Below are 13119 nucleotides of genomic sequence, written 5' to 3' on the forward strand. Positions count from 1 at the left end.
GTACTTTGTGTTATATTTCGTTTTAGATATAAACCAAACAAAAATATATGCTTACAATTCTCATTTATTCACTTTTGCCGTTAGTCTTTGCTTTGTTTTTAGGCTGGAGCGGTGCACGTGTTATTTCTTTATCTTTACGTCAATATTTAATTAAAAAAATAGGATATGTAATTTGGATATTGCTGGTTTCAGTGGGTTATGAATTTGGAAGTGTCCTTGCAAATCCTTTGGTTGGTCGGCAGGTCTGCTTAGATGCTTTTTTGTATGCATCTATACTTAGTTTGACCACATTTTTTTTACTTTTTACTCAAAAAAAGCGTGTAGGGTTAATACATGCTTCAGTCAAAAAAGAACTAAAAGATATATGGCCTCCAATTATAGAGTGTATATGTGCAATCTCTATGGTGGTTTTTGGTGTTTTGTTATATAGCTTATTCCCTCAGGTTTTGGTAAATACTCCTTTAACAACTTATTTGCTCTATATTGTTATTGTTTTGATTGGAATTGATTTAGCTTCTATAAAAATAGAGAGAATTACCTTTGGGCATATTTATGTACCTCTTATAGTGATATTGACCCTGTTTATCGCTGCTTTTTTTACAAGCTATGTATTGGATTATAAGTTTTCAACTTTAATGATGGTCGGAAGTGGTTTTGGTTGGTTTAGTCTATCGGGATCTTTGGTGGCAAAATTAACCACCAATGAGTTGGGAAGCTTTGCGCTTCTGACTGATTTAATTCGAGAGTTGTATGCGATTATTTTACTATATATATTTGGACAGTACCGTTCGCACGCCGTCATTGGGGTATGTGGCGCAACTGCTATGGATTCAACTTTACCTTTTGTAAAAAAGAACTGTAGCGATTTAGATGTACAAATTGCGATATTTAGCGGTTTTATATTAACAATTTTGGCACCATTTTTTATTACCTTATTTGCATCTTTTAGATAAGTATTTTTGTTTTTAGAGTAGAACTGATTTTGATAGCTATTGTATAGGTACAATAAAGTTTATATATTAGGTAGGTCGGTCTACATATTTATTATGGTATGGTTATGAATAAAGCAAAAGATAAAATATTAGATGCAGCATCTGTCCTTTTTTATAACGAAGGAATTGAAGCAACGGGTATTAATAGCATTACAAAAAGAGCGAATGTTGCGAAGATGTCTTTGTACAACAATTTTGAAACGAAATCTGATTTGGTGGCTGCATATATCACGGCAAGACATGAAGAATGGCTTCAGTTATATGAGTGCCGTGTATTAAAAGTAGAACATCCTATAGATAAAATGTTGGCGACATTTGATGCATATCAAGACCATGCCGAGTTCAATTATGAAAATGGATTTAGGGGGTGTGGTTTATTAAATGCAGCTGCAGAATTTCCTGCCAATAGTCCGCATAGACAAGCTGTAAAAATACATAAACAAGAAGTTGAAAATATTATTAGAAAGCATCTTATAGATTTAAAACTAAACGCTGAAAAAATAGATGAGCTTGCTTTAACGATTTCTTTTCTATTAGAAGGGTCTATATCACGTGCAGGTTTAGAAAGTTCAAGCCGTAAGATTTCAAGTGCAAGAAAGCTAGCCGAGAATATTTTAGTGAGAGAAAACTCACAATGAAATCGAGTGTAAATATTTCACATTATTATGGATTGTTTAGTATTCTGTTGGCGGCTTTTCTATGGGGAACCACTGGGACAGTTGCATCACTTGCACCGACTTTAAGTCCTTTAGCTGTAGGGGCTGCTGCTATGGGAGGAGGGGGAATTCTACAAGCGATACTTGCACGGAGGCAAATTGCTCAACAGATTAATGATATTCAATCCAATTTATCTATACTTTTAGTTGGTGTAATTGCTGTTGTATTGTATCCATTGGCATTTTATTCATCTATGCATTTGGCTGGTATTACTATTGGTACTGTTGTATCTATGGGTACGGCTCCTTTATTTACTGCAATACTTGAAAGAGTTTTCGATAAAAAGCAATTATCTTTAACATGGTGTATTAGTTTCATTTTGGGAGTTACTGGGGTAGCGTTATTATCAATAGGAGAAAGCTCCCATATCTCTGAGCTAGATCAAAATCGGGAAAGTCAGAAATTTATAGGTTTAATCTTAGGTTTGGTAGCAGGGTTCACTTATGCGCTGTACTCTTGGAGTGCAAAAAAACTAATTGAGCGTAAGATTCATTCCAAAGCAGCTATGGGGACAATGTTTGGAGGTGCAGCTCTTTTTCTTTTACCTGTACTACTCATTACAGGCGATCATATCTTCTCGAGTAATATAAATCTCTATGTAGTAGGATATATGATCTTTATTCCTATGTTTTTAGGTTATGTACTATTTGGTTATGGTTTGAAAACAATAGATGCCAGTAAAGCGATTACATTAACTTTATTTGAGCCAGTTGTTGCAGCAATCTTCGCAATTACAGTTGTTGGAGAGTCTTTAAATGTACTTGGTTGGTTTGGAATGGGATTAATTATGATTTGCTTGCTGCTACTTAGTAAAAAAGCCTAGTATTTTAATACTAGGCTTTTTTAGAATTTGGCGTCCCTACGGGGATTCGAACCCCGGTTACCGCCGTGAAAGGGCGATGTCCTAGGCCTCTAGACGATAGGGACATATAAAAACAACAAAGAGACTGGTGGAGTTAAGCAGGATCGAACTGCTGACCTCTACAATGCCATTGTAGCGCTCTACCAACTGAGCTATAACCCCAGCTGTGTTGTGAGCGCTATACTATGAATAACACTCACAGAGGTCAAGTAAAATATATATATTATGAATCAGTTGAGTTGTTTTTAGCCAACTCTAGAGATTCATTCAGCTTTTCCCATGTTTTTAGTTCTTTTTTACTTGGTTTTCCTACCACTTCAAGTGCATGTCTTAAGCGAGCATATGTTAAGTCTGGTCCAATGGTGACCATTGCTTGCATAATTGGTGTTGCACTGGTTGAACCTGCAATTGCGATAAAAAACGTAGGCATAAAATCACGTAGTTTAATTTCCATCTGATTTGCTAAATCCATGAGAATTTGGCTTACAGTGTCATTATTCCATGTGAATGTTTTTTCCAACCGCCAAATTGCAAATTGTAGGCTTTGACGTACTTGTTCTGCCGATAGTTTCTTATGCTCAAACATTTCTGGCGTTAAAGTTGGCATATGATTGAAGTAGAATGCTGACCAATTTACTGCTTCTGAAAGTAAACTAATACGTGGTTGAATCGCTGAAGCTATATCTTCTAATTTTTGGCGATCATTCTGCCATTGCAAGATACGTGTCATCAGTTCTGTAGGTGTAAGAGATTTAATCCATTGACCATTTAACCAGTTTAGCTTTTCGACATCAAAGATTGGACCACCAAGAGAAACACGTTTGACGTCAAAGTTAGCTTTCATCTCATCTAGGGTGAAAACTTCACGCTCATCGGGCATAGACCAACCCATACGTGCCAAATAGTTTAATAATGCTTCAGGAAGTACACCAATGTCTTTGTAGTAATTAATTGATGTTGGATTCTTACGTTTTGAAAGTTTAGATTTATCTGGATTACGTAATAACGGCATGTGACAAAGCACAGGCATTTCCCAACCAAAGTATTGGTAAAGTAATTGATGTTTTGGAGCAGATGGAAGCCATTCTTCACCACGTAATACATGGGTAATTTCCATTAAATGGTCATCTACGACATTTGCTAAATGATATGTCGGTAAACCATCTGTTTTCAGTAGAATTTGCATATCTACTTGTACCCAAGGAATTTCTACTTCTCCACGTAGAAGGTCATTAAATTTACAAACGCCTTCTTCAGGAACTTTCATACGAATAACATGTGGTTCACCTGCGGCAAGTCGACGTGCTACTTCTTCATTTGAAAGTTGAAGGCCACGGCCATCGTATTTAGGTGTTTCACCACGTGCCTGTTGTTCAGCACGCATTTGATCAAGTTCTTCTGCTGTAGCAAAACAATAAAATGCATGGCCTTTTTCTACGAGCTCTAAAGCATATTTTTTATAAATATCCATACGCTCAGATTGGCGATAAGGAGCATGAGCACCACCAATGTCTGGGCCTTCGCTCCATTGTATACCTAACCAACGTAGCGAATCTAAAATCATTTTTTCTGATTCTGGCGTAGAGCGTTGTTGGTCTGTATCTTCTATACGGAGAATAAATTCGCCCCCATGTTGTTTTGCAAAACATAGATTAAATAAGGCGATATATGCAGTTCCGACATGTGGGAAACCAGTAGGGGATGGAGCAATACGTGTACGAACAGTCATAGTTACTTTAATTCAAATAAAAACCATTATAGCGTTAAGTGTAGCGTGAAAAATATATGTCGCAATCGCTGAATTTAACTTTGACTGTGGTTTTTCTTAGGAGTCGTGTGAAAAAAGACTTTGGAGAAAACGAGAAAAGCGGTCGTGTTGAGCTGCAAAGAAGTTTTGAGTGGGTTGTACATGTATTGTGGTTAAAATTTTAATGTCGTCTGAGTTCGAACTGAGCTGGTCGACAGCTTGACGTTGTTTATTTAGTGTTTGCTCAATGAGTGAAATATGAGACCTTTCAGTAAAATTTTGCTTGCTAATCAAATTTGAAGTGGGCTTGCTAGAATGCGCTTTTTCTATAGCATTGGCATAAACAGATGTTGTATTTATTCCAATACACAGGCTTAGTAAAACCAAGCGAAAAACCGTCATTTCTATACTCCCAATACATACAAAATTAATGTTCAGATCCGTTATTGTGACTTTATCGTGATCTTAGTTGTTACTATACCGTATTTTGATAAAAATGAGAGTCATTTTATTTTACAATATGTATACAGGGATAAAAATTATATCCACAGTTGTAATCAATACATCGATAAAACTATACGTTCATGCTGTACTTTGTATTTTCAAAAATAAAATTCTTTGGAATATTGGCTAAGTTTGTATAAAAAATAGATAAAAACATCATTATGCCTTCAATTGGGTTAATATTTTTCTACAAAAAGGTATTTGGTACTTGTGATAAAGCCATAGATAATGTGCAATTACATTTTTAAATCATTTGATGCTTGCTTTTTATGTCACATATTTCTGTACTGCTTAATGAAACCATAGATGCGCTACTTGCTGACCGCGATACAGGAGTATATGTAGATGCAACTTTTGGTCGAGGTGGTCATACAAAGCTTCTACTTTCTAAGTTAGACCAAAACAGTCGCGTTTATGCTTTTGATAAAGATCCTCAAGCTTTAGCTGTTGCTGCTGAGTTGGAGCAACAAGATTCTCGCTTTAAAATTATTCATGCAAGTTTTGCAGACATACAAGCTGAGTTAAATGCAATTGGTATTGAGCATGTAGATGGAATTATGGCCGATTTAGGCGTGTCTTCTCCACAGCTTGATGAAGCAGAGCGAGGGTTTAGCTTTATGCATAATGGGCCACTTGATATGCGTATGGATAATTCTAAAGGTCAAACAGCACGTGAATGGTTGCTTGAGGTTGAAGAAGAGAAGTTAGCAAATACGATTTATCAATATGGTGAAGAGCGTTATAGTCGCCGTATCGCACGTGCAATTAAGCAAGCAGGTGATATTACAACAACAGGTGAATTGGCTGAAATTGTAAAAAAAGCACATCCTAAATGGGAAAAAAATAAACACCCTGCAACACGTGCATTTCAAGCGATTCGAATTGCAATTAATAAAGAACTTGAAGATATTGAAGTTTTTTTACCTCAAGCAGTGGCGTTGATTCAACCACAAGGTCGTCTAGCTGTGATAAGCTTCCATTCGCTTGAAGATAGAATGATTAAACAGTTTATTCAAAAAGAATCGACATTGTCTGAAGATAGCGGTTGGGGGATGCCACAACAACAAGAAGATACAAGACGACTCAAAAAAGTTGCGCGTATTTGTGCGAGTCCTGAAGAAGTAAAAAGTAATCCAAGATCTAGAAGTGCATGGCTTCGTGTTGCAGAAGGGTTTGTAAATAAAGGCAAAAAATGAACTTAGAAGAAGCAATAGCACCTCAGCCTTCTCGGCTGAGCATTACTCATAAAAAAATCATTGCATATGTTGTTCTTATACTTCTTATTTTTGCCAGTGCAACAATGGTTGTATTTGAAGTATTTGAATATCGGCATGACTATAGACAAATGACAACCTATTTACGTGAAGAAGATGACTTAAATGCGGAATGGGGTAGGTTGCTGATTGAACAACAAACTTTTGGATCGACCTCCCAAATTGGAACGCGTGCAGTAACACAGTTAAGAATGTTTTCCCCACCTACTGCAGATACTGTTGTAATTTCTTTACCTTCTTTGGAGCAAAAAAAGTAAGGTTGCTCTATGGCTGAAAAACAAATGAAGCAAACACGTAAACTAAAACGTTCAATTACAGAAAAACCAACCGCTACATTTGATCAATGGCGTTTCTATTTAATTTGGGGTGTTATTCTATTCTGCTTTGTCGCATTGGTATGTCGTGCATTTTATGTTCAGATTATCAATAAAGAATTTTTGCAAAATAAAGCAAATGCTTTAATTCAGCGTGATCAGACCGTAGAACCTATGCGTGGGGTTATTAGTGATCGTAATGGAATTCCATTGGCGATTAGCTCCCCAATTATGAAAATTGTTCTTGATCCAAAAGATTATTTTGAAAATAAAAAATTATATGAATTGATGACAGCACCATCTGCAGATGGTAAGAAACGTAAACCAAAACAAAAGCTTCCAGATAAAGATTTTAATTTAGATGAGTTGGCTGATGCTGTTGGAATGGATCGTGCAACACTAAAAGCACGCATGAAGGCGCATCCAAATTCGCGTTATTTGGTATTGAAAACCGAAGTGCCTCCACCTGAAGCAGATATGATTTTACAGCGTAACTTTCAGGGGGTGTACACTGAAAAATCGTATAAAAGATATTATCCACAGCCTCAGCCAAATGCTCAAATTATTGGTTTAACCAATAATGATGGTAAAGGTGTAGAAGGCTTGGAAATGAAGCTAAATACACAGTTAACAGGGCAACCTGGGTTACAAACCAATATTCGAGATAAATTTGGTAACCGTGTACGCGATCCAGATATCATTCGACCTGTTCAAAATGGTCAAGATTTTACATTAAGTATTGACTCTCGGATCCAATACTTGATGTACCGTGAGTTAACCGCTGCAGGTGTTGCAAATAACGCACGTTCTGCAACAGCAATTGCTGTTGATGTAAAAACAGGTGAAATTTTAGGGCTTGCCAGTTGGCCATCATATAATCCGAATGATAAAGACGATCTAAATAATAAAGATGCGATGCGTAACCGTGGCGCAATTGATATGTTTGAACCTGGTTCGACCATGAAGCCATTTACTATTGCAGCTGCACTCGAAAGTGGAAAATATACGACCAATTCGATTATTGATACACATCCAGGTTCTATGCGGATAGGTTGGCATACAATTCGTGATACACATGACCATGGTGTGCTTACACTTGCAGGTGTCATTATAAAATCTTCGAATGTGGGTGCTGCAAAAATTGCATTGTCTTTACCAGCAACTACCTTACCAACGACTTTTAAGCGTTTTGGTTTTGGTTCTAAATCGGCAGTTCATTTTCCAGGTGAAAGTGCTGGTTTAATTTTGCCTCAAAAATATTTAAATGTTTCTGAAATTGGCACAATGGCATATGGTTATGGCTTAAATGCCACTGTATTACAACTAGCACAAGGGTATGCCATGTTGGCCAATCATGGTAAAGAGCTACCATTATCTTTGTATAAGCTAGATCAACCTGCCGAAGGCAAACAAGTACTAGAACCTAAAATTGCTGATGAAATTGTGAATATGCTTGAGCAAGTCACATTACCAGGAGGGACTGCACCTCAAGCACAAATTCCTGGATATCGTGTTGGAGGTAAAACTGGTACAGCGCATAAATTAAACCCAGACCGTAAGGGATACTCTAAAACGCAGTATCGTGCATTGTTCGCAGGTGTTGCACCGATTAGTAATCCACGCATTGCAATGGTGGTTGTAGTAGAAAATCCACAAGGTGCTTACTATGGTGGTTTAGTTGCGGCTCCAATTTTCTCAAGAATTATGCAAGAGTCTTTACGTCTACTTAATGTTCCTTTAGATAAGCCATTACAATCTACGAATGTTCGGCGATAAGTGAGTTTTTATGTCTATTACGTTGCAAGAAATTTATCCCGTTGAATCTCAGGAATCTTGGGTAAATCAACCTTTCGAAGGTTTTTGTTTAGATAGCCGATATATTCGTTCAGGGCAAATTTTTATTGCATTAAATAGCTATACTCAACCTGAGAAAACACTAGAATTTGCACAAGCTGCTTTAGCTCAGGGCGCCTTAGGTATTATTTCTGAGCAGCCATTAAATATCGAACACAGCATTTATTGCCCAGATGTTCGGTATTTAATGGGTGCATGGCAAAAGCAATACTTAGAAAAAGTACAACCGGTTCAATCTGCACAAATTCTTGCCGTAACAGGTACCAACGGTAAAACGACAATTGCACGTCTGATAGCAGAGCTACTAACCCTACAGCATAAGCGCTGCGCAGTGATGGGAACGGCAGGAAACGGAATCTTACCTCATCTTACACCATCCTCTCATACCACATTAGATGCTTTACATTTACAACGCGAACTTCACCACTATGCTGAACAGGGCGCGCAGTTTGTTGCATTAGAGGCGAGCTCACATGGATTGGTACAAGGCCGTTTAAATGGCTCGAATATTGAGGTTGCTGTTTATAGTAATCTCAGTCGAGATCACTTAGATTTTCATGGAACATTAGAAAGTTATGCACATGCAAAGGCTCAACTTTTTGCGTTTCAGAGTTTGAAAACAGCTGTCATTAATATTGACGATGAATATGCTCATGTGATGTATGAAGCTGCACGAATGAATCCAAGTCAGCCAAAAGTCTTAACATATTCAATGAAAACTGCTACGGCAGATTTTTATGTATCTGATATCTCATTTAGCTTGGAAGGTGCCAAATTTACCTTGCATACAGCAGAGCAGAACTATGCTGTAAATAGCCCATTGTTAGGTCATTTTAATATTGAAAACCTCATTGCTAGCTTAATTGCTGTATCTGAGATGGGTGAGTCGCTTGACGCATTAATAGATTGCTGTACGCAACTAGAAGGTGCACCAGGGCGAATGCAGGTGATTCGCGATGATGAGCGCATTTTTGTGGTTGACTATGCACATACACCAGATGCTTTAACACAAGTGCTTAAAAGTTTGAGACGTCATGTGCATGCTGAGCTTTGGGCAGTATTTGGTTGTGGTGGTGATAGAGATCGCGGTAAACGGATTTTAATGACACAAGCCGCCATAAGTGGTGCAGATCGTATTATCTTAACTTCAGACAATCCACGTACAGAAGATCCAGCACAAATTTTTGCAGATATGAAGCAAGGTTTGACCTTGTCTGAAACATTACAAGAAATTGATGATCGAAGAGAAGCGATTAAGTATGCTGTCAAATATGCTAAGACAGGCGATATTGTGGTCATAGCTGGTAAAGGACATGAAAACTATCAAGAAGTAAGTGGTGTAAGACATTGGTTTGATGATGTGGTTGAAGTGAGATCTGCAATAGAAGCACAACATATACAGCCAAATGCATACTCAGTAGGAGATCATCAGTAATGCATACGTCGACAACAAGCTCTGGAGAGCTTACACCATGGTCAGCAGATGATTTAGTACAAGCAACACATGGCTATTGGTATAAAAATAATAGACCCACGCAATTATTGAAGCGAATACTCACCGACTCTCGTCATGCCGAAAAAGGAGATATTTTTCTTGCATTGAAGGGTGAGCGTTTTGATGGGCATAGTTTTATTTCACAAGTAATTTCAAATGGTTGTACAGTTGCAATTGTTTCTGAACCTATAGATATAGAAAATCTTTGTCAGCTCGTTGTACCCGATACACGTATAGCACTTGGCCATTTGGGTGCATTTCGTCGTCAAAGTTGTCAGAACTTAAAAGTAATTGCACTGACTGGTAGTAGTGGCAAGACAACCACAAAAGAAATGTTAAACAGTATTTTAAGTGGTGTTGCACCTACACTTGTTACACGTGGCAATCTAAATAATGATTTAGGTGTACCCATGATGTTATTAGAGCTATTGCCTGAACATCGTTATGCCGTTATGGAACTTGGTGCAAATCATCAGGGTGAAATTGACTATACATCAAACTTAGTACGTCCTGATGTTGCTGGTATTTTAAATATTGGTACGGCTCACTTGGGTGAGTTCGGTGGTCGCGAAGGTATATGTCGTGCAAAATCTGAGATATATCGTCATTTATCTCAAAATGGTACTGCTATTGTGCCTGCAAAAGATGACTTCACCATCAATATTTTAAATACTACTCAGCATTTAAATACACTTAGCTTTGGTTTAGGTGGTGATATTTTTGCTACAGATATTCAATTAGAAGCACAGCGTTCAATTTTTTGTCTGCATACTCCTCAAGGCAAAGCAGATGTCAGTTTGCCGTTTGCTGGAGAGCATAATGTATTCAATGCATTGGCAGCAGTCGCATTCTCAATGGCATTAAATATTCCACTTCAACAGATTGTTAAAGGCCTTGAGCATGCAGTTGGTGCTCAAGGTCGTTTAAATTTTATTCAGCATCATCAATATACTTTTATTGATGACACATATAATGCAAACCCAAGTTCAATGCTTGCGGCTGCAGATGTACTGTTGAAGCAAGATGGCTTAAAAGTCATGGTGATAGGCGATATTGGTGAGTTAGGTAGTGAAGCAGAACGTGAACACGTTGCTTTAGGCCGAAAACTTGCTGAAAAAGAAATCGACTACATTGTGGCTGTGGGTCAGTATTCAAAAGCGATTAAGTCGGGTGCCTCGGCATCGGATAAAATAATAAATTTTGAGACGCAGGCACACGCGTTGCCTGCTTTAATTCACATGATTGAAAAACATCAACCTCAGTCTATGAACTTCTTGTTTAAAGGTTCTCGCTTTACCCATATGGAGACGTTGATGGCTGACTTGATGGAGAAGCTTTAAATGCTGTTATGGTTGTTTAAACAATTGGCAGGGTTTGATACATCCTTCCTTGTTGTTCGGTATCTGACATTGCGTGCCTTACTAAGTGTAATCACGTCATTGTTAATTGGTTTGGGTCTTGGCCCAATAATGATTCGAAAATTACGTGCACTTAAATATGGCCAAGCTGTAAGTAGTTTTGCCCCTGAAGGTCATGCGCAAAAAATGGGTACACCAACAATGGGTGGTGTGCTTATTCTTATGTCAATTGGTATTAGCACATTATTGTGGGCAGATTTGTCCAACCCATACGTATGGATTGTATTGGGTGTAATGGTCATTTTTGGCGCTGTTGGTTGGGCAGATGACTGGATTAAGATTCGCTACAAAGATAATGCTGGTTTACCTGCACGTAAAAAATTCTTTTGGACGTCAGTTGGTTCACTCGGTGCAGGTATTGCATTGTATTGGATTGCGAATTCACAGGGTAATCCGATTGTTACTCATAACATGTTAGACCTCCTTGTACCTTTCTTTAAAAATATTAGTATTCCACTGTCTGCTATTCCATTTGGTCTTGCATTTTTGGCTTTTACTTATTTAGTCATTAATGGTGCATCGAACGCCGTAAACCTAACAGATGGTTTAGATGGCCTTGCAATTATGCCTGTGGTTCTTGTAGCAGCAGGTTTGGGTGTCTTCTCTTATTTGTCTGGCGATATTCGTTTTGCGAGTTATTTACATATTCCTTATGTGAAATATACCTCTGAGCTTGTCGTGATTTGTTCTGCTATGGTGGGGGCAGGTTTGGCATTCTTATGGTATAACGCACACCCTGCACAAATTTTTATGGGCGATGTAGGCGCTTTAGCACTTGGTGCTATGCTTGGTACAATTGCGGTCATGGTAAGACAGGAAATTGTATTTGCGATTATGGGCGGTGTATTTGTTATGGAGGCAATTTCTGTTTTCTTACAAATTGGCTCACTCCGTATGCGTAATAAACGTGTTTTTTTAATGGCGCCTTTACATCATCATTATGAGAAAAAAGGTTGGAAAGAAACTCAAGTTGTGGTTCGTTTCTGGATCATTACGATTTTCTTAGTAGTTTTAGGTTTAATGACGTTAAAATTACGATAAGCTAAAAAGAAACAAAAAAGCTGGCAATTGACCAGCTTTTTTTTATGATGGAGTCTGAACAAGTGGAAGCAATTGCTAAACCTTATTTAATGTGTCCTGTTTGTCGGGAAGCACTTCTCTTGCAGGAAAAAACTTGGCAATGTGTTCAAAAACATAGTTTTGATGTGGCGAAACAAGGCTATGTAAATTTACATATAGTTCAGCACAAACATAGTAAAACACCAGGAGATACGCCTGAGTCTGTGACTGCAAGACGTGCTTTTTTATCAGAAGGCTATTATGCACCTTTAAAACAAGCGATTACTGTTTGTATAAAAAAGTATGGAGTAAAATACTTACTTGATATTGGTTGTGGTGAGGGGTATTACACCAGTTCGATGCAAGCATCGACGGATATTTGTGTAGGTGTAGATATTTCTAAAAGTGCAGTACAAAGCGCTGCAAAAACAAATAGATCGGTCACATGGATAGTAGGTACAGGCGCTGTTTTACCCGTGCTTGATACATCTATGGATATGTGCACAACACTTTTTAGCCCTATTCCAACTGATGAAATCTTAAGAGTTTTAAAGCCTGAAGGCTATTGCTTGGTGGCTGTTGCAGCATCTAAACATTTGTATGCAATGAGAGAGGCCTTGTTTGGTGAGGTGAATTTACATGATCCCGATAAAATTGAAAAACAACTTGAAGATCACTTTGAACTTGTTGAAAAAGAATGTATTCATGCTCCTTTAAACTTAAACCAACAGGCTTTAAAGAATTTAATTGCGATGACACCTTATGCGTATAAAGCAAAACAAGAGCGTCGTGAACAATTAGAATTACATACCTCTTTTGATGTGGTTGCGAGTTTTCAGCTATATCTATTTAAAAAGAAAGCCGCTTAATTAAGCGGCTTCCC

At 37.8% G+C, this 13119-nt stretch carries 12 protein-coding genes and 2 tRNA genes; 10 read left to right on the forward strand and 4 right to left on the reverse strand.

Features of this window, described 5'->3' with window-relative positions; all coding sequences use genetic code 11:
• Positions 1-47 precede the first annotated feature (47 nt).
• The 3 genes from OZX61_RS01330 (at position 48) to OZX61_RS01340 (ending at position 2532) form a co-directional block, all read left to right on the forward strand.
• Positions 48-953 (forward strand): lysine exporter LysO family protein, encoded by a 906-nt coding sequence (locus OZX61_RS01330; RefSeq protein ID WP_277095063.1) that lies wholly within the window; start codon positions 48-50, stop codon positions 951-953.
• A 104-nt stretch (positions 954-1057) separates the two neighbouring features.
• Positions 1058-1630 carry a TetR/AcrR family transcriptional regulator gene (locus tag OZX61_RS01335; RefSeq protein ID WP_277095064.1) on the forward strand — a complete coding sequence of 191 codons (573 nt, stop codon included), beginning with the start codon at positions 1058-1060 and terminating at the stop codon, positions 1628-1630.
• Positions 1627-2532, forward strand: a complete 906-nt coding sequence (locus OZX61_RS01340) for an EamA family transporter (RefSeq protein ID WP_277095065.1) — start codon at positions 1627-1629, stop codon at positions 2530-2532. The genes OZX61_RS01335 and OZX61_RS01340 overlap by 4 nt, the downstream gene beginning before the upstream one ends.
• 28 nt (positions 2533-2560) lie before the next feature.
• Here the strand turns inward: OZX61_RS01340 and OZX61_RS01345 are convergent.
• From OZX61_RS01345 to OZX61_RS01360, 4 genes are all read right to left on the reverse strand, one after another.
• A tRNA-Glu gene (locus OZX61_RS01345) sits at positions 2561-2636 on the reverse strand.
• A gap of 21 nt (positions 2637-2657) precedes the next feature.
• Positions 2658-2733 (reverse strand) — tRNA-Ala (locus tag OZX61_RS01350).
• A 61-nt stretch (positions 2734-2794) separates the two neighbouring features.
• Entirely contained in the window at positions 2795-4300 is a 1506-nt protein-coding gene (gltX, locus tag OZX61_RS01355; protein WP_277095066.1) for a glutamate--tRNA ligase, read from the reverse strand.
• 96 nt (positions 4301-4396) lie between these two features.
• Positions 4397-4720 carry a hypothetical protein gene (locus tag OZX61_RS01360; protein WP_277095067.1) on the reverse strand — a complete coding sequence of 108 codons (324 nt, stop codon included), beginning with the start codon at positions 4718-4720 and terminating at the stop codon, positions 4397-4399.
• A 371-nt stretch (positions 4721-5091) separates the two neighbouring features.
• Between OZX61_RS01360 and rsmH the strand changes: the two genes are divergently transcribed.
• The 7 genes from rsmH to OZX61_RS01395 are packed head-to-tail and all read left to right on the forward strand — an operon-like array spanning position 5092 to position 13105.
• Positions 5092-6018: a 16S rRNA (cytosine(1402)-N(4))-methyltransferase RsmH gene (gene rsmH / locus OZX61_RS01365; protein ID WP_277095068.1), complete on the forward strand. Its 927-nt coding sequence runs from the start codon at positions 5092-5094 to the stop codon at positions 6016-6018.
• Complete coding sequence (locus tag OZX61_RS01370; protein ID WP_277095069.1) at positions 6015-6353, forward strand: cell division protein FtsL; 339 nt, start codon at positions 6015-6017, stop codon at positions 6351-6353. The genes rsmH and OZX61_RS01370 overlap by 4 nt, the downstream gene beginning before the upstream one ends.
• A 9-nt stretch (positions 6354-6362) precedes the next feature.
• Positions 6363-8186 (forward strand): penicillin-binding protein PBP3, encoded by a 1824-nt coding sequence (gene ftsI / locus OZX61_RS01375; protein WP_195771218.1) that lies wholly within the window; start codon positions 6363-6365, stop codon positions 8184-8186.
• 10 nt (positions 8187-8196) lie between these two features.
• Complete coding sequence (locus tag OZX61_RS01380) at positions 8197-9699, forward strand: UDP-N-acetylmuramoyl-L-alanyl-D-glutamate--2,6-diaminopimelate ligase (protein WP_277095070.1); 1503 nt, start codon at positions 8197-8199, stop codon at positions 9697-9699.
• A complete protein-coding gene (gene murF, locus OZX61_RS01385) occupies positions 9699-11099 on the forward strand; it encodes a UDP-N-acetylmuramoyl-tripeptide--D-alanyl-D-alanine ligase (RefSeq protein ID WP_277095071.1) in 1401 nt (466 codons plus the stop codon). Before OZX61_RS01380 ends, murF begins: the two co-directional genes overlap by 1 nt.
• On the forward strand, positions 11100-12218 hold the full coding sequence (gene mraY / locus OZX61_RS01390) for a phospho-N-acetylmuramoyl-pentapeptide-transferase (RefSeq protein WP_195771215.1): 1119 nt from the start codon (positions 11100-11102) through the stop codon (positions 12216-12218). It begins immediately after the preceding gene.
• Positions 12219-12262: 44 nt separating this feature from the next.
• Complete coding sequence (locus OZX61_RS01395; RefSeq protein WP_277095072.1) at positions 12263-13105, forward strand: putative RNA methyltransferase; 843 nt, start codon at positions 12263-12265, stop codon at positions 13103-13105.
• Positions 13106-13119: the final 14 nt, after the last annotated feature.

The sequence above is a fragment of the Acinetobacter sp. ESL0695 genome (genome assembly GCF_029392135.1).
GTDB classification, from domain to species: Bacteria; Pseudomonadota; Gammaproteobacteria; order Pseudomonadales; family Moraxellaceae; genus Acinetobacter; species Acinetobacter pollinis.